This is a genomic window from uncultured Psychroserpens sp. (assembly GCF_947501425.1).
Classification (GTDB): domain Bacteria; phylum Bacteroidota; class Bacteroidia; order Flavobacteriales; family Flavobacteriaceae; genus Psychroserpens.
In genome coordinates this window covers 243,468-266,241 of sequence record NZ_CANMVN010000006.1, presented here as the reverse complement: position 1 = coordinate 266,241, position 22,774 = coordinate 243,468, and the positions used below count along the sequence as shown (strand labels likewise).

Here is a 22,774-nt window from a genome sequence, read left to right as displayed (position 1 = left end):
GTTTATAAAAAGATTAAAAAAGTACGACCTAAAGTCCTCTAAAAGTTTTATTTTTGATATTCAACCTAATTGGTCAAATGAAGATAATCTCAATGATTCCTGCACGATACAGTGCGTCACGTTTTCCAGGAAAGCTCATGCAGAATTTAGCAGGAAAATCAGTCATTCTACGTACTTACGAAGCAACAATTGCAACAGAGTTATTTGATGATGTGTATGTTGTTACCGACAGCAAAATCATTTATGATGAAATCACATCGCATGGTGGCAAAGCCATTATGAGTAAAAAAGAACATGAATCAGGAAGTGATCGTATAGCTGAGGCTGTACAAGATTTGGATGTGGATATCGTTGTTAATGTACAAGGAGACGAACCATTTACAGAACGCGACAGTTTGGAAAAGGTGTTGGAGGTGTTTAGAGATGATTCTGAAAAGCAAATAGATTTAGCGTCACTCATGGTTGAAATTCATGATTGGGATGAAATAAATAACCCAAATACTGTAAAAGTCATAGTTGACCAGAATAATTTTGCTTTGTACTTTTCTAGAAGTCCAATTCCATTTCCAAGAGATAAACAAGCAGGAGCTCGCTATTTTAAGCACAAAGGTATTTATGCTTTTAGAAAAGAAGCTTTATTGGATTTCTATAAGCTTCCAATGCAATTCATTGAAGCTACAGAAAAAATTGAATGTATTCGCTATTTAGAATATGGAAAGCGAATTAAAATGGTTGAAACTACTGTTGAAGGTGTAGAAATTGATACACCTGAAGACCTCGAACGCGCAAAAAAACTCTGGAAATAACGTGAATAACGACTACCAACATATAAAAGTTATAGGTTTTGATGCAGATGATACACTCTGGGTGAATGAAACCTATTTTAGAGAGGCCGAATTGGAGTTTGCAAAATTATTGTCAGCTTATGAGACAGCCAACAAGATTGATCAAGAGCTATTTAAAAAGGAAATGGAGAATCTTCCATTGTATGGTTACGGAATCAAAGGTTTTGTGCTGTCAATGGTTGAAATGGCTATAGAGTTATCTAACAATGAAGTGTCTAGTCAAACCATATCTAAAATTCTCAATATAGGTAAGAATATGCTCAATAAACCTGTTGAATTATTGGATGGTGTAGAAGATATATTGAAGACACTTTCTAAGACATATCGTTTAATTCTTGTGACTAAAGGCGATCTTCTTGATCAGGAGCGCAAACTCGAAAAGTCAAATCTAACCTCTTATTTTCATCACATTGAAGTTTTGAGTGATAAGCAGGAGTCTAATTACTCAAAATTATTAAACCATTTGGATATCAATCCGTCAGAGTTTTTGATGGTTGGAAATTCATTGAAGTCTGATATATTACCATTAGTTAATATTGGAGCTAAAGCAGTACATGTTCCTTTTCATACCACATGGTTACACGAACAGGTTAATGATCATGAGGCTCAAAAAAAAGATTATAAGACGATAACTAGTTTGTTAGATTTAAAAACGATTTTAAATTAATGGAGATAATCGATTTAGATACATGGAAACGCAAACCTCATTATGACCATTTTCGGTCATTGAAAGATCCGTATTTTGGTGTTACTATTCCATTTGATGTCAGTAAAGCTTATAGATTTGCTAAGTCAAATGCCATATCTTTCTTCGGAAAGTATCTCCATGATTGTATGAAGGCAATTAATGATGTAGATGAATTTAAATTGAGAATAGAAGGTGAAGAGGTCATTAAATATAATACAATTAATGCTTCTGCTACCCTAATGAGATCTGATAAAACATTCGGATTTTCATATATTGAGTTTGATATGGATTTGAAGCAATTTTTAATCAATATAGATTTAGAGAAAAATAGAATTGAACATTCAAATGCATTATATCCAGAGCGTAATGATTTGGAGTGCATACATTGTTCAGCGCTACCTTGGGTGAATTTTTCAGGACACAAAGAACCTGTTTCAGGAGAAATTGAGTCCGTGCCTAAATTAGCGTTTAGTAAAATTGAACATCAACCCGATGGAAACATAGTGATGAATGTGTCTTTACATGTTAATCATGCTTTGGTTGATGGCTATCACGTTGGATTATTTTCCGAAAAATTCCAACATTATTTAAATAACTAAAGATAAATCCAACTATGTTTTTATTTTTGTTACACGAAGACAAGTAAATGAGTTATAAGAATTATCCAATGGTGTCCAGAGTTGTTTTTGGGCGAGGAAGCTTTGATCAGTTGGGAGATATTATTTCTCCTAAGCGCTTAAATAGAAAAGCACCATTTATATTTTTGGTTGATGACGTATTCAAAGGAAATGCCTGGTTAAGCTCCAGAATTCCAATAGCATACGATGATCAACTATTATTTATATCTGCCGATAATGAACCAAAGACGTCACAAGTTGATGAGTTGGTTGAGAAAATTATATTAACTCATAAAGACAGACCTTCTGGTATTATTGGAATAGGAGGTGGTACCATTTTAGATTTAGCTAAAGCAGTAGCTATAATGCTAACAAATGAAGGAGAAGCCAAAGATTACCAAGGATGGGATCTGGTTAAGACTCCTGCAATTTATCATGTAGGCATTCCAACAATATCAGGTACAGGTGCAGAGGTGTCTAGAACAACTGTTTTGACTGGTCCTGAGAAAAAATTAGGAATTAATTCTGATTACACACCATTTGATCAGGTTATTCTTGATCCGGAGCTCACTAAAGATGTTCCTAAAGATCAGTGGTTTTACACAGGAATGGATTGCTTTATTCATTGTATAGAATCTCTTAATGGCACGTATTTAAATGCATTTAGCCAAAGCTATGGTGAGAAAGCTTTTGAACTTTGTAAAGAAATATTCTTGGATGGCTCTCTTTCCGAAGAAGAATCTCAAGATAAATTGATGATGGCTTCTTGGCACGGAGGAATGAGTATTGCGTATTCTCAAGTAGGAGTAGCGCATGCAATGAGTTATGGCTTGTCTTATCTTCTTGGTACGAAGCATGGAATTGGTAACTGTATTGTTTTTGATCATCTCGAAGAATTTTATCCAGAAGGTGTTAAATTCTTCAAAGCAATGAAGAAAAAGCATAAAATTAAATTACCCCAAGGCTTGTGTGCAGATCTACATGATGATGAATTTGATATAATGATTGATGTGGCTTTAAGTCTTGTGCCTCTATGGGAAAATGCGATTGGTAAAAACTGGAAACAGGTGATTACCAGAGACGTGCTTAAAACACTATACCAAAAAATGTAATATGCAATGGTTAGCTAGATTTATCTATTTTAAACTATTGGGCTGGAAGGTTACAGGTAATGTCAATTTCTCCAAAGACACCATAAAAAAAGCTGTTATCATTGCTGTACCTCACACAAGTTGGCATGACTTTTTTATAGGAATATTACTTCGGAAAGTAGTTAATTTGAAAACAAATTTTGTTGGTAAAAAGGAACTCTTTAAATGGCCGTTTGGCTATTATTTTAGAGCAGTTGGTGGTGCACCATTAGATCGAACATCAGGGCAAAATAAAGTAGAAGCTATTGCTAAGCTTTTTGAAGATAAAGACGAATTTAGATTGACATTGGCTCCTGAAGGTACACGTAAAAAGGTTGAAGAGTGGAGAACAGGGTTTTATTATATAGCTAAAGCTGCACAAGTCCCAATCATTATGTTCACATTAGATTTTAAGAACAAGCAAAACCACGTCTCAGAACCATTTTATCCAACAGATGATGTTGAGTCTGACTTTGCTCACATGACCGCTTTTTATAAAGATGTGGTTGGTAAACGACCAGAATACTCTTAAGTTCTATCTATTAATCGGTATTCAAATTTTAGTCTGCTCCAACCCTAATTAATTACTAAATCTTTATTGTCTACTAATCTTTTAGTCCTAATAAGTTGTGTTGCACAACAGATTTTGGCACACATTTTGATTTAATTAGAATGTAATCAAAACTGAAACATAAAGTAAACTATTAGTCCCTAAAAAGAAACAGGATTTGATTATACAAAAGCTACTTGAGCCCTAAATAAGTAGCTTTTTTGTGTTGTAAACTACTTTCGTATTTGGTAAGTAAATTATTGGTTTGATATCTTAGTTTATTTTTGAAATAACGAGTTCTGCCAATCATAAACCCTTTTATTCCCATAGCTTGTCTAGCCCATTTGTGAAGATTAAAATGATCAGTATGCTTAATGATTTTTCCATCTTTAAATTCAAAATCTGCTTGGATTTTATTGTGAACTTTTCGTCCAGTTTTACTGAAGGTGTAGAATGCTTCCCATTTTGCTGATCCTTTATCAGAATTGGCTTCAATTTCAGAGTATATAATCTTAAAGTCTTTGTCTTTTTGAGAATCGCAGAGCATACGCCACATGTTTCCGGCACGTTTTCCTTTTAAAACTCCAAAAGCTGGGTCTTCAAAAACAATATCGTCGTGATAGCAAGAACACATAATCTCTGCATCCAAATCACCAAATGCTTTGTAGAAGGTTTCTATGAGTTTATCCATGTCTTAAAGTTAGTAAATAATACTTTAGAAAAGGTGAAACTATTATTACTAATGGTCATTTGTTTTTGCAAAAAGTTTTTGTAGGTAATTATTAAAGTACATAACTAATGCTAAGCTTAGATGATATACAGCAACTATGGTATGAAATGATGTTTTGTAATTAGATAAAAACCCATTTAACAACGCTGTAATTAAATGAAAAGCGACTAGGATAAATAGGGCAGTTCTTGATTTAAATTCCCAAATAAAGAAAATTAAGAACCCTTGAAATAATAATCTACCTATTTGAATTGGTAATCGTTCAGCACCAACTTTATTAAAAACTAAAATCATGAAAAGCAATTCGACAAAAACAGAAATACCAATTGCTATAAATAAAACGGATCTACCTTTCAATTAATACATGCTTTTTACCTTCTTGAGCTTCTGCACCCAAATAGACAAGCCTTTCTTATGTTTTTCAATGTTATTAATCACATCTTTTACCAAAGGATTGCTTTCATCAACATTTGAGAAAAACTGCATGTTGTTTTCCAGTTGATTGATCTCTCCTTTTATTTCTGAAATTTTCTTTCTAATAAAATTTTGCTCATTATCTAGAAGGCGAGTATCATTAGGTTTTGATAAATTCTCAAGTTTATTTTCAAACTTGATCATCTCTAATTTCTCTTTATCCATGTCTAACTTACCAAATAAGTTATCAAGTGCTTTATTGAATTTACCGTCTATATAACGTTTGTTTTGCGGAACGTGACCAATTGCTTTCCAAGCAGAAATTCTTTCTTTAATGGTTTCAATATCTTTCTCAGGCTTGCCAGATAGCTCAAGTGCATTTACTTCTTGTAGAAGAGCAGTTTTCTGTTCATATGCTGCCATCAATTCCTTGTTGGCTTCATTGCGTTCAGCGTGAAGTCTGTCAAAATATGCGTTACATGCACCTTTGAATTCTTTCCATATCTTATCGCTGTCTTTTCTTGGAACATGACCAATCTTTTTCCAATCGCTTTGGATTTTCTTCATTAGCGGAGTCGTCGCTTCAAAATCTTCATTGTCTTTGTTGTCAAGTGCAATTTGGATTAATGCTTTTTTCTTTTCAAGATTGTCGTATTGATCTTTCTTTAGATTCTTGTAAAAGTTGTTTTTGTTTCTATTAAAGACTCTAACAGCTCCTTTAAATTTTGACCAAGTGGCTTCATTGACTTTTTGAGGTACTTTTCCAGCATTAAAAAACTCTTCTCTTAAAGCTTCAATCGTTTTAATTTTCTTTTGCCATGATTGATGAGAATTACCTGTATCTGCAGCAACTGCTTCAATTTTTATTATAATTCCTTCTTTGAGTTCAAGGTTTTTTTCACGCGCCTTGTCTAAATCTGCATAATAGGCCTGACGCTTATCGTGAATGGTTTTTGTAGCATTACTAAAACGTTCCCAGATGTCATCACGATGTTCTCTGGCAACAGGGCCAAGATCTTCTTTCCATAATTTATGGAGTACTTGAAGTTCTCTGAATGATCGGTTAATGTTATCATCTTTAGCTAATTCTTCAGCACGTTCAATGATTTTTGTTTTTTGTTCCAGGTTGTGTTTGAAATCCATGTCACGCAGATCACGATTTAGATGCAATACGTCGTAAAAAATTTCTACATGGTGATGGTATGAATTCCAAGCGTTGTTATAGCGATCTCTGGGAATAGGTCCAGCATTTCGCCATTGTTCCTGCAAATCTTTAAATTGCTTATATGTGGTATTTATGTTTTCTTCCGCGTTTACAAGACCTTTAATCTCTTCAATGATTTGTAAACGTTTTTCCAGATTCGCTTTTAAATTGTTCTCACGTTCCTTGTAATAAGCATTGAGATTATTTCTATAAGACTTAAATGCATTATTGAATCGCTTTTTTACTGGAGATGCATAATAGAAATCTATTTCATTTCCACCTTCACTAAGAAATTCTTCCTTTTTTTCATCCAGTAAGGCGTCAAATTTTGAGTTAAACTCAGATTTGATCTCTTCAACTTGTGATTTGATATTTTGGATCTTGTGATTTTCTATCAATTGCTCAAACTCGATTGTGAGTTGCTCCATTGACATAGAATGGTAGTCTTTAGACTCTAATTCGTGACGCTCGGCATTGGCTTCATCTTCAGCATCTTCGGCATTTGACTCTTCAATTTCTTCAACATGCGCATCAGTTGCCTTTGTTTGTTCTTCAGATGCTGTTACAGTGTCTTCCGCATCAGCTTCGGTAGCTTCAGTATTATCAGTTGCTGCTGCTGTTTCAGACACTTCTGTTTCTGTAGACTCATTAGTTTCTTCTAAAACTTCTTCAGCTGTGGTGTCTACCTCTTTAGATTTTTGAGATGAGTTTGTAGCGTCTATTTCAATCTTTCCGTCTGCATCTTGCAGGTTTTCCTTCTCTGACATCTTTCAATGTGTTTAATGTTAAAAGGCTAATATACTAACAAGCGACTGATTTACAAAAAAGAACTTCTCAAATGACCTTTAAAAAGTTGAATTCCAAATTTCCCAGGCTTTTTCGGCTTGATATACTAGCATTTGGTAACCATTACTAATCTGAGCATTTTGGCGCTTTCCTTGTGCTAGAAATTTTGTTTCTTTCGGGTTGTAGATTAAATCGTAGAGTAGGTGTTGATCTGTAATTGCAGTATATGGAATATCTGGACAGGCTTCTATATCTGGATGTGTGCCAACTGGAGAGCAATTGATTATGAGTTTGTAAGTATTGATATCGTCAGCTGTTAAACTATCATACGTAAACTTTGCATGTTCTTTTTTTGTTCTCGAAACATAATCAAATTTTATGTTTAGCTTTTTAAGCGTGTAGGCTATAGCTTTTGAGGCGCCTCCTGTACCAAGAATTAATGCTTTTTTGTGATGTTTTTTCAGATAGGGTTTGATAGATTTTTTGAAACCGTAACAATCTGTATTATAGCCTCTCAATCGTCCTTTATTGTCAAAAGTTATAGTGTTTACAGCACCAATTTTTTTGGCCTTTTTGTCCAGAGAATCTAAAAAGGGAATGATTTGTTCCTTGTATGGAATGGTTACATTGAGGCCTACAATATCAGGATTGTTTCTAATGAGATTTGGAAATTCTGAAATAGCTTCCATATCAAAATTCTCATAGGTGAATGCTAATCGTTCTTCCTCAAATTTCTTAGTAAAGTAACCTGCAGAAAACGAATACGATATATCTTTTCCTAATAAACCTAATCTAGACATTATTTGATTTTATTTGTGCGTTGACCATACCACTCTAATGCCAGAACAACTAGTATACCAAGGGCAACATATCCAATAGCGATATAGGTTTCGGTATTAAACTCTGGTAAAAAGCGTTCATAATTGGAAATGATTTTTTCTCCTCTGGAATCCAATAAAAAAGAACCGTCTTCCTGTGTTTTATATAGTGTTCGTTTCCAAGGCCAAACCACACCTAACGAACCAATAATAAAACCAATTATTGAAGCTATGGTAATACTTTTATAATGATGTAATACATAATTAAGTACATGTGAGAATGTAACCAGACCAGTAACAGATCCTAAAGTGAACATTCCTAACACTTTTAGTAGTCGCATTCTTATTTCATTTTCAACGAAACTGAAATCACCAGTAAAAATTTCAGCAAAGGTATCGTATAAGGCATTGACAGAATCTACGAGTAATAATACATAGTTACCGAGTAGAATGAGAATAAAGGAGCCCGAAAATCCAGGTAATGTCATTCCTGAAACACTTATAATTCCACAAAAGAACACAAAAATTAAGTTGTCATTTTCTGTAGCTGGATCCAGAAAACTTATGCCAACTCCTAGAATGATTCCAACAGCTAGTGATATAATACTCTTGGTATTCCAGTCTTTAAAATCTTTATTAATGTAGTAGATTGAGCCTAATATCATTCCGAAGAATAAACTCCAAACATACAGTTCATAATTTTTAAGGAAGTAGTCTAAAATCTTTGAGACACTGAAGTAGCTTACAATCATTCCGAAGAACAAAAGCACTAAAAACTTACCATTAATATATTGATAGAAGCTTTTAAATCTACCGTTGAAAAGCAACTTAAAGGCTGTTTTGTTAACACGTTGCAACGAATAGATGAATTCTTCATAAAATCCTGCAACAAAAGCAACAACACCACCAGACACTCCAGGGACTTTATTGGCAGCTCCCATTCCGAGTCCTTTAATAATTAGGAAAATTCTATCTTTAAGAGTTCTGGTGCTTTGCATTTAATTAGTGTTTTGTACCAATTTTTTCAAGAATAAAAATGGTTAAAAAGCCTAAAGTCATTAATAAAATCGCGTACCAAATTTGAGAATCACCAGCATAAGACGATGACCAAATACTTTCTTCTAAAACGGTTTTATAGGTTTCAAAATCATTGGTTTGTTGTTGGTAAATGGAAAGCGTACCTACATCTGAAATCTTACTAAACTCTTCTACTGTACCAGTATCACTGTTCAATACTGAAATGGTTTTTTTCCAAGGCCAAACTTTATTTAAAGAACCAATTATAAATCCAGTTAGTAATGCTAAAGTAGTATTGTAATAGTTTTTAAATAGCCACTTTAAAACGCGACTGAAACTCAACAATCCAACAAGTGCTCCAATTATGAAAATCATTATTTTTTTGACATCAAAATCGTGTAGCGCATCACTTAAGGTTTTATACGCACCTAAAATGACTAAGATGAAAGAACCGGAAATCCCAGGTAAAATCATTGCGCAAATAGCGATTGCTCCTGCTATGAATAAGAAATAAGGATTGTCATTAGCACCTAACGAAGGTAAGGTAGAAACATAGAACGCTACAAGTGCACCAATAATTATAGCTGTAAATGTGCCAATATTCCACCGTTTTATTTGTTTTCCTACAAAAAATATACTGGCAATGATAAGACCAAAAAAGAACGACCAAATTAGGATAGGATGTTGCTCAAGTAGATACTTTGCAATACGCATAAAAACTACAAAGCTAATCCCGATACCAGATAGCAGTGCTAATAAGAAGTTCCCATTCAATTGTGTCCAAAACGCTTTAAAGCCTTCTTTTCGTAGTGTTTTCAGAAGAGATAAATCCACACTTCCAATTGTGGAAATGAGCTCTTCATAAATACCAGAAATAAGCGCAATAGTACCACCAGATACGCCAGGTACAGCATCAGCAGCTCCCATAGCAGCTCCTTTCAGTGTTAAAAAAATATAATCCTTGAGTTTTCTTTGCATTCTATGTTTTGATAATCTGGGTAAAGGTATGAAACATACACGAGTATTTTCTTACTTAAAAAGAATGATTTTTTTGCGAAATGCTAAGCAACGGACTTATTTTTTTGCCTCAGATATGATTTGCTTAACAGAAGGTTTCAAGAGTACATTTGGAAACAACTCTTCAATAATGAACTCATATTCTTTGTTAAGCAATAAGGCATTCTTCAAGTGGTAATGACCTTTTTGACTTTCATGAAGCGTAAAGTGTAAACCCGCTAAACGGAATTCAATCTCTGCTGTTTCCGGATAAAATTCTGCAGCTTGAATAAGATTAATGACTGAGGCATCATATTCACCTAAAGCTATCAAGATATCTGCTCTAGATAGCCATGTTTGTAGCTCATAATTCCCTAGGTCTAATGCTTTTTTATAACCACGTTCTGCTTCCTCCAGAAAATTTAATCTATGATTGATTTGTGCGTATAATTTCCAGTATACTACATTTTCCCCATCAATATTAATAGCTTTATTGATATAAAAAAGTGCTTTTTGATAATTTTGCTTCTTGTTGTAGAACTTGGTGATTGCAATCCAGCCTTTATCCAATAAAGGATCCTCATGTACGGTTTTATAAAAATACTGTACTGCTAAATCTTCATTACCTAGCTTCTCATAACAAAATCCGATTCTAAGTAATGCAAATGAAGTCGGTTCATCTAGTGCCAGCGTGATTTTATAATTTTCAATAGCTTCTGTATATTGCTTCTTCTTTTCTAGAACTTTTCCTTTTTCAAGGTATGCACCAACAAAGCTATCATCAGAAATGATGGCGAAATCAAAAGCAGCTAATGCCTTATCATATGCTTTTGTAGTAAAATATTGGCGACCTAATTGATGCCAGGCTACTTCGCAATATGGATTCTTGTCTAAATAGGTGTTAAGAAAATTAATTGCGTCTTCGTTTTCATCTAAGAAGTCATAACAATAGATCACATTGTATAGCGCAGAATAGTCTTCCATGTCAATTTCAAGACATTTTTTGAAATAAATTCTGGCGTTATTAAACTGATCTAGAAACAGGTATTCCATTCCAATAAGAGCGTATAAATCACCTATACCTTCATCGTCACTAGCTAAATCTAAGGCAATAAGTAAAGTGTTTACCGCTTTTTCATGCATATCCTGTTTGGACAGTACGTTTGCTTTTTGAATAAATATCTCTTCGTTATTCGGTTCTAGTGTATGTAACTTGTCTAATATTTTGTCGGCTTCTTCAAACTTGTTTTCTAAAACATAAATCTCTGTTTGAAATAATTTCAGATTAATAGAGGAAGGGTGTTGCTCAAGACCTAATTTAACAGCCTTTTTAGCCAAAGCTATTTTACCTGTCTCCAGGTAATGATGTATTATATTTTCGAATTCTGCAGAATCAAAGAACAAAACGTTGTTAGTTTTGAGCATTGATTCAAATCGTGTAAGCGAAATTTTATTGTTGTCCTCAGGTAGACCAAACTCCATAAGCAAATAGCGTTGTTCGTTTAAATAAAAGTACTCTTATCGACTAAAAATTTTGATTTTTTAGTTTATTGTTTTCAACAAAATAATTAACACTTGGAGTATAAATTAACATAGTGCAGTTATACGTCTTGTAAATCAGATCATTAACACTTTGGTTGTATTGCATAAACTATGCCGAAATAGAATCTAAAACCTGAGTTATAATCTTACATCCTTTAATAATTTCATCATTTGAAATAGTCAAAGGCGGCGTAATTCGGATTGCACATGGTTCAAAAAGTAGCCAAAACAAGATTAATCCTTCATCTTGACACTTCATAATGACCTCATTTGTGATATCAGGAGAGTTGGTGATAGCAGCTAACATTAAACCTCTTCCTCTAATTTCAGAAATTAAAGGATGTTGTAGATGCTTACGAATGAGTTGCTCTTTTTCTAATGTTTTAGCTATCAAATTACTTTCAGTGATTTCCTTTAAAGTAGCATGAGCAGCAGCAGCAATAACTGGGTGACCACCAAAGGTGGTAATATGACCTAGCTTAGGATTGTCTTGAAGTAAGTTCATATATTCAGCAGAGGATGTAAAGGCACCTATAGGCATTCCGCCACCCAGACCTTTACCAGTAACAAGAATATCAGGAATACAATTATAATGTTCAAAACCAAAGAGTTTACCAGTTCGTCCAATACCGGGTTGTATCTCGTCTAAGATCAATAGTGCTCCTACAGCGTCGCACTTAGCTCTAACGTTTTCTAAATAACCATTGACAGGCTCTATAAAACCAGCACCACCTTGTATGGTCTCTAAGATGACAGCTGCTGTTTTACTAGTTATGTGTGACAGATCGTTTTGGTCATTGAACTTGATAAATCGCACATCGGGAATTAGTGGTCTAAACACTTGCTTTCGTTCTTCAAAGCCCATGACACTCAATGCTCCCATTGTATTACCATGATAGGCATGATGAGCTGCTATGATTTCACTTCTTCCTGTCACACGTCTTGCTAATTTAATAGCACCATCTATTGCCTCAGTCCCTGAGTTAGTCAGGTATGTTTTTTGTAGTGATTCAGGTAGGTGAGAAGCTAATAGTCTAGTGAGTTTTACAGCAGGTTCCTGAATGTATTCTCCATAAACCATTACGTGTAAATAACGATCTAATTGGTCTTTAATCGCACGAACTACTTTTGGGTGTTTATGGCCAAGACTGCACGCAGAAACACCTGCAACAAAATCTAAATATGATTTTTGATTTGAATCGTAAATATAAGTCCCTTCAGCATGTGAAATCGTCATTCCTAAAGGGTGAGGTGTAGTTTGAGCTTGATATTTGAAGAAATCTTCTTTCATCAATTATCTTTTGTTTTAATCAAAGGTTTTATCTCTTGTAAAGGCTTAACATCCTTTTTCTCTTTTGGTTTTTTCTCTTCAACTGATATTCGCCTAGCAGCTTTATTGATCTTATCCTTGTCAACTTTTTCAGCTGCGTCAACACGTTTCAACAGTGCGTCATCTATAAACTCCTCGTCTTCCACATAAGGATCTAAGCCTTTTATCTTTGGAAGGACTAGAGGAGGATCATCGCTAAACAAATCTTCTACACTTTTGGGTTGTTCATCACCTCGCCAATCAAAACCACGAAATTTTCTAGCATTTTTCGGAAACTGGGATTCGGGATAAATATCGCCATCCACTTGATTGATAAGCGTTACAATCTTGTAAGGGCCATCAAACTGAAGATTAATGCTTCCAGATTTTGATTTATTAATACCAATTAGAGAGTCCTCATCATTTCTGGTGTAGAAAATGATTTCAGCATTTTTAATGATATCTACATTGTAGAGTTCATTATCTTTAAATAATCCTATTAATTTCTGACCTTTAATTTGATTAAAGCCATCGCCTAAGGAATCTTTACTTATGAGAAACGCATTATCAAACACCTTAAGTGAATCGAGTTCTTCTTTTTCAACGTTTGAGATCAGGTGAATTGAATCTCCTGTCATTTGATTTCCTAAATTCCAGAGGACTGGTCTGCGCTTTACTGAAAAATCATCACCTGTATTGAAACGTTTCAGATTGATCAATTGTGTAAGGCCTGTTTTGTGATCGGCGTGAATAGAGTCGGCTTTTCCGCTCATATCACTCTTATACATTTTTGCATTGAAATAGGCTCTGGTAATGCGATGTTCAGGTTTACCAGTAACCATTAAAGTATCGGCATGTATGTATATTGAATCGTTTTCCTGAACAGTTATCGCTAATGCGCGTTTGGTGATAAAGACTGAATCTTTAGCTCTAAATACTTCGGCGTAATGTCCTTTAACAATGCTTTTATTAATAGTATCTGTAACTTTAATGTTATTGGTGGCAGAGGCAAAACTTCGTGTTCTGTCAAAATACATACTATCACCTATAACCTCACGATTGTTATAATTGATTTTAGAATTTTTGAGAAAGTAACCAGTATCGTTATTAGTATTGTAGAATCCGCGTTCACAGTAAATCTTACTCGAGTCTCCTACTATGGTTGAAGGACCATACATGTAGGCATGTCCGCTTTCTGAATAAAAATCTAACTGATTGGTATTTAAAGTGTATTCAGGATTTACCAACACAACATCTTTTAAGAATCGGTATTTACTTGTATCCATGTAATAACGACCAATCTGACTGGTGATGGTTCCGGATGAGTCTCTAACGACCTTTCCTTTACTTTTATAATAGGCTTGTTGTGTTACTCTGTTAAAAAAAAGCGTATCTGTGGTTAATGTAGATTGTGGTTCGGTAAGTACAACATCTCCTGCTGCAAAGGCTAATTGCGTGATTCCACTATACTCCACATATTTGGACGTCATATTAATGGTATCGCCTTGTTGCATTCTAACATTATTGAACGCTTCAATAAAATCTTCTTTTTGGTAATAAATCGCTTTATCACACCACATATCAACACCTTCATGTACAATATGAATTTGAGATTGATCACTTCTAACAAAGGTAACTACGTTTGGACCTGAAAGCGTGTCTTTGACTGTAAACCCAGAATATTCAATGAAAATTTTCTTGGGTTCTTGAGAATAGGAGCGTACTGCTGAAAAACAACACAGAATAATAAGAATATATCTAAAAACTAGATTCAAGGTAACATGTTTTGCTCCAAAAATAACTATTATCTCTTGGTAATAGTATGCCTTAACAGATTTTTAATAGATGCGATCTTTGACTACCTATTGATGGTCTGAGTTCTATCTGGACCAACAGAAACAATAGTGATAGGTATTTCTAGTTCTTTCTCAAGAAACTCAATGTACTCATTTAGTTCTTTTGGAAACTGAGATACCTCTCGCATTTTTGTTAGATCTTCCTTCCAGCCTTTAAATTCTGTATAGATAGGAGTGACGTTTTCGTCTTCAATATTAAACGGTAAGTGTGTGATAGTTTCACCTTTGTATTTGTATGCAGTACACACTTTTAAAGTTTTAAAGCCAGAAAGCACGTCGCCTTTCATCATACTTAATTGTGTAACACCATTAACCTGACATGCATATTTGAGAGCAACAAGATCTAACCATCCACAACGTCTTGGGCGACCAGTAACTGCACCAAACTCATGACCAATTCGTGCCATTTCTGCACCTGTTTCGTCAAATAATTCAGTAGGAAATGGACCAGAACCAACACGAGTAGTATAGGCTTTGAAAATCCCGAAGACTTCACCAATCTTGTTAGGAGCAACACCCAAACCTGTACAGGCTCCAGAGGCTGTTGTGTTAGAGGATGTCACAAACGGATAGGTTCCGAAGTCAATATCTAACAGCGATCCCTGAGCACCTTCGGCTAAAATTGGTTTTCCGTTTTTTAAAGCTTGGTTTAAATATTCTTCGCTATCAATAAACTGTAATTCTTTAAGGCGTTCTACAGCTGCAAAGAATTCATCTTCCATTTCTTTAAGATCATATTGGATATCTACATTGTAGAATCCTATCATGGCCTCATGTTTATTAGCAAGTGTTCTGTATTTTTCTTTCCAGTTGTCTAATTCAAGATCTCCTATTCTAATTCCGTTACGACCAGTTTTATCCATGTATGTTGGTCCGATACCTTTTAAAGTAGAACCAATTTTAGCTTTCCCTTTAGAAGTTTCAGAAGCTGCATCTAACAAACGATGGGTTGGTAAAATAACATGGGCTTTTCTAGATATGATTAATTTTGACTTATAATCCAAATCAAATTTATCTAAGCCATCTAATTCCTGAACAAATACCACAGGATCAATAACAACACCGTTACCAATGACATTTATTGAATCATCGTGAAAAATTCCTGAAGGAATAGTTCTCAATACGTGTTTAATACCATCAAATTCTAGTGTGTGTCCTGCATTTGGACCACCTTGAAAACGTGCAATAATGTTGTATTTGGAGGTGAGTACATCAACAATTTTTCCTTTGCCTTCGTCGCCCCATTGTAATCCTAGTAGTAAATCTACTGCCATTGTATAAAATTAGTTAGTTGGTTTGTTCTTAGTTCCGTAAAAGTAGAGTGAGTGATTAGAAATAGAAATATCAAAGACTTCTTCAATAGTTTTTTTGATCGATTGGATTCGAGGATCACAAAATTCGATGACTTCACCTGTATCTGTTAAGATAACATGATCATGTTGTTTATCGAAGTATGATTTTTCATAATGTGCCTGGTTTTGACCAAATTGATGTTTTCTTACCAATGCACATTCCATTAAGATTTCAATCGTATTATAAAGTGTAGCACGACTTACACGATAGTTTTTATTTTTCATTTTAATATAGAGAGATTCTATATCAAAGTGTTCTTCACTATCATAGATTTCTTGAAGAATAGCATAGCGCTCAGGTGTTTTTCTGTGCCCTTTTTCTTCCAGAAACTGTGTAAATACATTTTTTACAATTTCCTGATGACTCTGTTCAATTTCTTTATTCATAATTCCGCCACAAATTTACACAATTTTTACACTCTGGTTACCTTATCGATACCATTAATTTTTTTAAGATTATCAATAAGTTTTTTCAGCATGTTATTATTAGTTACGACTACATTGATTTTACCCGTAAATACACCATCATCAGACTCAAAACTAATACTTTTCATATTCACATGCATGTTTGATGAAATCACTTCTGTAATATTATTGACCAACCCTAAATTATCTATACCTGAAAGCTTGATCTGTGTTGCAAATTCTTGTTGTGTTGAGTCAATCCATTTTGCCAGCATGATTCGGTAGGCATAGTTAGACTGTAAGCTTAGAGCATTTGGGCAATTCTTTTTATGAACTTTGATGCCATCATTAATAGTTAGAAAACCAAATACAGGATCTCCTGGAATAGGATTGCAGCATTCAGATAATTTATAGTCTAATTTCTGCTCTTCTTTACCAAAAACAAGCTGATCATATTTGGAAGTAATCTCATCCTTATTGATATCTGGAGCAACCGACGGTTTACGAATCTTATTCTTAATATAACTCATAAACATGTTGCTTCGAGAAGATGCATATTCTTTGAGCATTTTGTTGTCTATAGTACCAATTCCAATACGATAAAAAAGATCCAAACTGGTTTTTAGTTTGAAATGATTGACCATTTCATTTACTGTTTTTTCATCCAGTGTAATTTTAAGCTGTTTTAGCTTACGTCTTAGAATTTCTTTTCCATCTTCGGCAACTTCTTTTTTCTCTGCTTTAAGCGACGATTTTATTTTGCTTCTCGCTCGAGCTGTTGTAGCATAATCTAACCAGTTTCGATTTGGTTTTACGTTATCTGACGTTAGAATTTCAACTTGGTCGCCACTTTGCAATTCATGACTCAGTGGCACAAGCTTACCATTGACTTTGGCGCCTCTGGTTTTCATTCCAACTTCGGTATGTACACTAAATGCAAAATCTAATGGTGTGGCACCTTTAGGTAATGATTTAAGATCTCCTTTAGGTGAGAATACGAATATTTCTTTTGAATAGAGGTTGAGTTTAAATTGTTCAACGAAATCTACAGCATTGGTCTCATTACTTTCCAGAGCTTCCTGAAGTTTATCAATCCATGTGTCTAGAGCATCTTCAGCATTTCCTTGTTTATATTTATAGTGTGCTGCATAACCTTTTTCTGCAATTTCATTCATACGTTCACTTCGAATCTGAACTTCGACCCATCGATTCTTAGGTCCCATAACTGTAATATGAAGTGCTTCATAGCCAGTAGATTTAGGAGATGATATCCAATCTCTCAATCGGGTAGGATTAGGAATAAAATTATCAGTTACAATGGAATAAATTTTCCAGGCAATAAACTTTTCATTTTTGAAATCTGATTTATAGATAATCCGAACAGCAAACTTATCGTAGATCTCTTCAAAATCAACCCCTTGTTTTAGAATCTTCTTTCGTATGGAGTAAATTGATTTTGGACGTCCTTTAATCTCATAATTGAGCCCTTCTTTGTCTAAAGATTCTTTGACTGCTTTAGAAAATGTTTTGATGTACTGGTCCTGTTCTTCTTTACTTTCCTGCATTTTTTCAGCAAGATCATTGTAAACTTCAGGTTCGGTATATTTTAATCCGAGATCCTCTAATTCGGTTTTGATATTATACAAGCCTATTCGATGTGCCAGAGGTGCATAAATGTATAAGGTTTCCGAAGCAATTTTCTCTTGCTTATCACGACGCATGGAATCCATGGTTTGCATATTGTGAAGACGATCGGCAATTTTGATAATGATTACACGTACATCATCATTAAGCGTCAATAACATTTTTCTGAAATTCTCTGCTTGTGTCGATACATCTGCATCTTTACTAAGTGAGGAAATTTTTGTCAATCCGTCAACTATACGCGCCACAGTTTCACCAAATAAACGTTCAATATCATCTTTGGTGTAATCGGGATTATCTTCAACAACATCATGAAGTAGTGCAGCAGCTATACATGTGGCATCCAATCCAATTTCGCTAGCTACAATTTTAGCTACAGCAATAGGATGGAAGATGTAAGCTTCTCCAGATTTTCTGCGTTGACCGTTATGTGCATCTACAGCAACTTCAAACGCTTGGCGAATGAGTTTTTTGTCTTCTTTTGTAAGCGTTTGATAACTTACTTTTAAAAGCTCTTTGTAGGCTTTGGCAATCTCTGCATTTTCTTTTTCAATCTCTACTTCAGTCATAGAACTAAAGTATGAATAAGAAATTTAATGTGCAACGGGTTTATTTTAAAAATTAAATAGTTTTTTTGCTTAGAAACAGTAATGCTCTATTTGGTCATTTCCTTTGTGGTTGAATGCTAATTTTTAATGAGGTAGAACTTGATAGTGTTATTGCAAACCGATTATTGGACTATAATTTTTTTTATCAACCTCATAGTTTCGTTTTCTAGTGTAATAAAATAAATAGCAGGACTTAAATTGATTGCTAATGTGCTACCATTAAAATTACGGATAGTTTTGATACTTCGACCTTGAATGTCAACGATTGAAACTTTATCAAAGTAGACATAAGAATTAAAACGAATTACATTATTTACTACAGGGTTAATTAATTTTAGGGTATTTAGATTCAGGATATTAGTTGATAGCGAGGCTATGCAGTTTTCTGACATAGTATTATTGTTTTCAATGATAGTCTGAGGCGTCAAGTCTTGTCCAATAAATCCAGAATAATCAGCAGGATATTTTTCTGCTCTAAACACCGAATTTTCACTATTGGATATTTGATCAAACTGGTTAAAGATAGAAGTGCCGTTTCCTGTTGGATTTTTATAGACCCATGACAACTGACCAGTTTTAGTGATTTCTGCAAATTGGCCTTTTGAGGTTTGACTTATAAGTAGATTGCCATTTGGTAAGCTTTGTACGCCACTTTTTTTAAATTGATAAAACGTTTCTCCCAAAATTGACCCAGACCAAGACCAATCAAAATCTTGCGGATTAAAAACCGTATTTGAAAGGGTGTAACTTCCGTTATTAATTTCGGGTACCAACAAATTAATAGAACTAGATCCCAAGGAACCATCTCCTCCATTATTAAATACAGAAATCTTTCCTTGATCTAGATATCCTGAGTCAACCCATTTTGCATCATGTTGAGCAAATAGTTTTTGATCTGCCGCAGTCCCTCGCTTATAAACTCTTGGGTTTCCCCATCGCCATAAAATATCTCCTCCAAGATTAGAGTTACCTCCATTATGACCAGAAGCTTCAGAGGTTGTTGTACTGTGATCTATAATGTAAATTTCATTTAAACTCCTTGACGACAAAAGAATTTGATCTAAAGAAGCATTGTAATCAATACTATTTATATGAGTGTAATCGTTATTTTGAGTGGTATTATGTATGTAATTTAAATCGATTAATTCTGGATGTTCATTCACGATGCCATAATTGGGTTTTGTATTATCATAGTCTTGTATGAGATGGTCTATGAATTTCCATTCCCAAACAATATTTGCACTATCGAATCCTGAAGGTTCGAGTTCAATAACCTTATCTAATCTAAAAATTGCACCATTACTTGAAGGTACTTTACCTAAGGAGATCATTTCCGCTTCAGTATAGTTGTCGGAAACTATACATAAAACATTACCATTTGGCAAAGGTTCTATATCATGATGCTGATTACTAATACCGTTGGATTCTAAATTGAAAGTCCATATAATAGTATTGTTCCAATCCCGAATTTCGATATTATCAACTCCAGCTCTTAAAAGATTTCCATTTTCAAGAAGGTAACAGGTAAGACCAGGTGTTTCGTTAAAATCCCACTGATTAATTGTTTGTCCGCAATTGTCAATTAAGTATACGCTATTATTTTTTTCAGGTGAAAAGAGGGTATAGCCATCATAGGCTGTGTCATCATAAAACTTAAGCCCAATACTAGGTACTTGTGAGGACGCACATATCGAGTATAATAGGATCAAGATGAATAGTAGATGTTTCATTCAATGAAGTTTGATACAATATACAAACCAATACATAGACAACAAAAAACTGGAGGTAAGCTTTTGTGAAATTTTGATATCCTTATATGTCGATTAATGAGCCCAAATTATGATGATTGATTCATAGGGATTTAAATGCATAAAAGCTAATAAATTTGAATTTCGGCTGTATTAATTATAGAAATACTTGTACATCCAATAAGGTTTATTCGTTTTTGGATCGATTCGAATCTTTGCCTTTATAAGTCCATTATTATAATAGCTTGATCTCATAATAACCGTAGGAATATTATTGCGCGCATAGGTTGTTGATATCGTTTTACCATTTCTATATTGAAATGTTTCAGAGATGACTTCCAAATCACTATACCTGTAACGCTTAGCCAATTTTCCATTTTTGTAATAGATGTTATGAATGGTATAGCCTTTAGCTTTTTCGATTTGATCTGAAATATCCTCACCATAATATTGGTGATAAATAGCCACACTGAGGTAAGGCTTTTTATAGCGCTTATGGAAACCAATGGAGTCTGCCTCTTTCCTTATGCGTCCTTCTTTGGTATACCAATAGTATGTTACACGTTGTTGTTTCTCATTATTATCTAATGATGTAGTTTTAATCAATTGCTGTTTTTCATTGTATTCATAAATGGTTTTAAGGTATTTTTTGTCCTCTGAAGAGATATACTGTTTTAAAAGATTGCCTGATGAATCATATTCATAAGTTTCGATAAAATTCAAACTAATAGTACCAGTTGTACTCTTCTTATAATACTTTTTACTAGTTATCTTACCGTTTTCATATGAATAAAAGATAGAATCTTTATCAATTAATTCACAGTTACCTCTTTTATTATTTCTTTTGGTATCACAGGCATTAAGCTCGTATATTAATTGGTCATACTCGTCAAGTTGATAGCTAACAGCCGAATAATATAAATATGAAGGATTGTGAGACATGATCACTTCGTGCGATTCGAAGCCAGAAACTATTCTGTTGTTATGATCAACATCCATACGACTCCTCAATGTGCTGTCTTTTTTTATCCTGCCATTTTTTTTGAATTCATACTCATAAGTTTCAATAGTATTGATATGATATGTTTTTAACATTGTATAATCCCAGTTGCCACCTGCTGTAAATTGCTCTTGCGCATTCGAATTTAAGACTAGAAAGATGGTGAATAGGTAGAGTAGTGGTCTCATTGGTTAGCATTTAATACGTCTAATAATTGACCTAAAATACATCCAATGAAATCTAAATGAAATCTATAATGAGTGAACCTATGGTTTGAATTAGTAAAATGGAATTAATTACTATTTCTTTTGCTTTGAGAGTTTTTTATTCATTCTATATTCAATAATTAACTAGTTCAAAAAATTTTCAATTATCTAGCACTGAATAATTCATAATATGCTCTATCAGCGTTTATTACTAATTGGTTTCTAGAATGAAGGATCTTTACTTTTGGTAGTTTAACTTTTATATAATAGTTTATTATGTAAGTATTATTCTTTCTGCCTACAACCGCCTCATCAATATCAGCAATATGGACATAAGTTCCATTAATTGTAATGCCCTTCAACATACTTCTAAGAGCATTCGTGTAATTCGCATTTGTTGATTCTAATACGATCCATAAATACTTATCATTGGTTCTAATAGGCTTGGACCTTTTCAAGCTTGAGTATACACCGACTATTTTTGTAAATAGATACTCCTTTGCAGGATTTTTATTGACAGTTTCTTTAGTAACAACAGTCTCTTTTTTAATATTAGTTTTTGGAGCATTACGTATAGAGGAGTCAATGTTTTGAGTTGCTACAGTTGGTTTAGTTTTTTCAACCTTTGTAGAATCAAATTGAATTTCTTGTTTTTTTAATAGCAACGAATCTTTAGTTTTGACAAGATCATTTTTACGATTTATGATGTTTAAACCTTCTTTTTTCTTGTTAATGGAATCAAACTCAAGTTTTAGTTTAATTATTTCAGATGTCTTTGTGTCATTTTTCTCGAATAAATTAAGCAAAGAATCTATTCTTTTGAAGTCTTGTTTTAGCCTTTTAAGGCTATCTAGCTTTTTTTCATTAGAGTTAAAGTCATCTTCAAGACTGATAATGAAACGCTCTTGCTTGGCGATTTGGTTGGAAACATAAAAATAGTTGAAGGTAAGGCCAATTAAGTAAAGCAATAAGGCAACGTACCACAATGTTCTTTTATTCATCTTTATCACTATTCAACATTCCTGTAAGCCTACCTTGTATATTGGAAGTTACAACTTTAATCTCACTGAATTCCTTATAGAATTCTGTCCTGTGATCTGCTAAATCTTTACTAATTTCCTTGGTAATGTTAGTATTTTCTGAAATTTGTTCTTTCATATTAAGGAAAGTAACAAAGTGTACAGTGACAATTGAAACAATAGTAATCAAGCTGATTAAAAATTGTGGTTTTGAAGTAATACGAAGGTTTTCAATATCTAGTGGCTTATTTTTTTTACCCATTTTTTTGTCTTTAGTTTACCAAGCTTGA

General features: G+C 33.8%; 21 protein-coding genes. 5 read left to right on the top strand and 16 right to left on the bottom strand.

Annotated features, from left to right (window positions below):
- The first annotated feature begins 77 nt into the window (after window positions 1–77).
- The 5 genes from kdsB to Q0951_RS11185 are packed head-to-tail and all read left to right on the top strand — an operon-like array spanning window position 78 to window position 3,812.
- Window positions 78–806, top strand: a complete 729-nt coding sequence (kdsB, locus tag Q0951_RS11205) for a 3-deoxy-manno-octulosonate cytidylyltransferase (protein WP_299336866.1) — start codon at window positions 78–80, stop codon at window positions 804–806.
- Between the two features lies 1 nt (window position 807).
- Window positions 808–1,512 (top strand): HAD family hydrolase, encoded by a 705-nt coding sequence (locus tag Q0951_RS11200; RefSeq protein ID WP_299336865.1) that lies wholly within the window; start codon window positions 808–810, stop codon window positions 1,510–1,512.
- Window positions 1,512–2,132 carry a CatA-like O-acetyltransferase gene (locus Q0951_RS11195; protein ID WP_299336864.1) on the top strand — a complete coding sequence of 207 codons (621 nt, stop codon included), beginning with the start codon at window positions 1,512–1,514 and terminating at the stop codon, window positions 2,130–2,132. Before Q0951_RS11200 ends, Q0951_RS11195 begins: the two co-directional genes overlap by 1 nt.
- A gap of 47 nt (window positions 2,133–2,179) precedes the next feature.
- A complete protein-coding gene (locus Q0951_RS11190; protein WP_299336863.1) occupies window positions 2,180–3,262 on the top strand; it encodes an iron-containing alcohol dehydrogenase family protein in 1,083 nt (360 codons plus the stop codon).
- A gap of 1 nt (window position 3,263) precedes the next feature.
- The gene (locus Q0951_RS11185) at window positions 3,264–3,812 is read left to right on the top strand and encodes a 1-acyl-sn-glycerol-3-phosphate acyltransferase (protein ID WP_299336862.1); all 549 of its coding nucleotides are present in this window, start codon (window positions 3,264–3,266) and stop codon (window positions 3,810–3,812) included.
- A gap of 211 nt (window positions 3,813–4,023) precedes the next feature.
- Here the strand turns inward: Q0951_RS11185 and Q0951_RS11180 are convergent, their stop codons facing one another.
- The 16 genes from Q0951_RS11180 to Q0951_RS11105 all read right to left on the bottom strand — a co-directional run bounded on the left by Q0951_RS11180 (window position 4,024) and on the right by Q0951_RS11105 (window position 22,746).
- Window positions 4,024–4,521 (bottom strand): nuclear transport factor 2 family protein, encoded by a 498-nt coding sequence (locus Q0951_RS11180; RefSeq protein WP_299336860.1) that lies wholly within the window; start codon window positions 4,519–4,521, stop codon window positions 4,024–4,026.
- A gap of 48 nt (window positions 4,522–4,569) precedes the next feature.
- Complete coding sequence (locus Q0951_RS11175) at window positions 4,570–4,854, bottom strand: hypothetical protein (RefSeq protein WP_299336859.1); 285 nt, start codon at window positions 4,852–4,854, stop codon at window positions 4,570–4,572.
- 63 nt (window positions 4,855–4,917) lie between these two features.
- The gene (locus tag Q0951_RS11170; RefSeq protein ID WP_299336857.1) at window positions 4,918–6,945 is read right to left on the bottom strand and encodes a DUF349 domain-containing protein; all 2,028 of its coding nucleotides are present in this window, start codon (window positions 6,943–6,945) and stop codon (window positions 4,918–4,920) included.
- A gap of 78 nt (window positions 6,946–7,023) precedes the next feature.
- Window positions 7,024–7,764 carry a shikimate dehydrogenase gene (locus Q0951_RS11165; protein WP_299336856.1) on the bottom strand — a complete coding sequence of 247 codons (741 nt, stop codon included), beginning with the start codon at window positions 7,762–7,764 and terminating at the stop codon, window positions 7,024–7,026.
- A complete protein-coding gene (locus Q0951_RS11160) occupies window positions 7,764–8,780 on the bottom strand; it encodes a DUF368 domain-containing protein (protein ID WP_299336855.1) in 1,017 nt (338 codons plus the stop codon). Before Q0951_RS11160 ends, Q0951_RS11165 begins: the two co-directional genes overlap by 1 nt.
- Window positions 8,781–8,784: 4 nt before the next feature.
- Window positions 8,785–9,777 (bottom strand): DUF368 domain-containing protein, encoded by a 993-nt coding sequence (locus Q0951_RS11155; protein ID WP_299336854.1) that lies wholly within the window; start codon window positions 9,775–9,777, stop codon window positions 8,785–8,787.
- Window positions 9,778–9,873: 96 nt separating this feature from the next.
- Window positions 9,874–11,277, bottom strand: coding sequence for a tetratricopeptide repeat protein (locus Q0951_RS11150; RefSeq protein WP_299336853.1), 1,404 nt, complete (start codon window positions 11,275–11,277; stop codon window positions 9,874–9,876).
- A 169-nt stretch (window positions 11,278–11,446) separates the two neighbouring features.
- On the bottom strand, window positions 11,447–12,628 hold the full coding sequence (locus Q0951_RS11145) for an aspartate aminotransferase family protein (protein ID WP_299336852.1): 1,182 nt from the start codon (window positions 12,626–12,628) through the stop codon (window positions 11,447–11,449).
- On the bottom strand, window positions 12,628–14,421 hold the full coding sequence (locus Q0951_RS11140) for an OstA-like protein (RefSeq protein ID WP_299336851.1): 1,794 nt from the start codon (window positions 14,419–14,421) through the stop codon (window positions 12,628–12,630). Before Q0951_RS11140 ends, Q0951_RS11145 begins: the two co-directional genes overlap by 1 nt.
- 83 nt (window positions 14,422–14,504) lie before the next feature.
- Complete coding sequence (locus Q0951_RS11135) at window positions 14,505–15,776, bottom strand: adenylosuccinate synthase (protein ID WP_299336850.1); 1,272 nt, start codon at window positions 15,774–15,776, stop codon at window positions 14,505–14,507.
- A 9-nt stretch (window positions 15,777–15,785) separates the two neighbouring features.
- The gene (locus tag Q0951_RS11130) at window positions 15,786–16,241 is read right to left on the bottom strand and encodes a Fur family transcriptional regulator (protein ID WP_299336849.1); all 456 of its coding nucleotides are present in this window, start codon (window positions 16,239–16,241) and stop codon (window positions 15,786–15,788) included.
- Between the two features lie 26 nt (window positions 16,242–16,267).
- Window positions 16,268–18,472, bottom strand: a complete 2,205-nt coding sequence (locus Q0951_RS11125; RefSeq protein ID WP_299336848.1) for a RelA/SpoT family protein — start codon at window positions 18,470–18,472, stop codon at window positions 16,268–16,270.
- Between the two features lie 161 nt (window positions 18,473–18,633).
- Window positions 18,634–20,241: an aryl-sulfate sulfotransferase gene (locus Q0951_RS11120; RefSeq protein ID WP_299336847.1), complete on the bottom strand. Its 1,608-nt coding sequence runs from the start codon at window positions 20,239–20,241 to the stop codon at window positions 18,634–18,636.
- A gap of 171 nt (window positions 20,242–20,412) precedes the next feature.
- The gene (locus tag Q0951_RS11115) at window positions 20,413–21,447 is read right to left on the bottom strand and encodes a hypothetical protein (RefSeq protein WP_299336846.1); all 1,035 of its coding nucleotides are present in this window, start codon (window positions 21,445–21,447) and stop codon (window positions 20,413–20,415) included.
- Window positions 21,448–21,629: 182 nt separating this feature from the next.
- Window positions 21,630–22,466 carry a hypothetical protein gene (locus Q0951_RS11110; RefSeq protein WP_299336845.1) on the bottom strand — a complete coding sequence of 279 codons (837 nt, stop codon included), beginning with the start codon at window positions 22,464–22,466 and terminating at the stop codon, window positions 21,630–21,632.
- Window positions 22,459–22,746, bottom strand: a complete 288-nt coding sequence (locus Q0951_RS11105) for a hypothetical protein (RefSeq protein ID WP_299336844.1) — start codon at window positions 22,744–22,746, stop codon at window positions 22,459–22,461. The genes Q0951_RS11110 and Q0951_RS11105 overlap by 8 nt, the downstream gene beginning before the upstream one ends.
- Window positions 22,747–22,774: the final 28 nt, after the last annotated feature.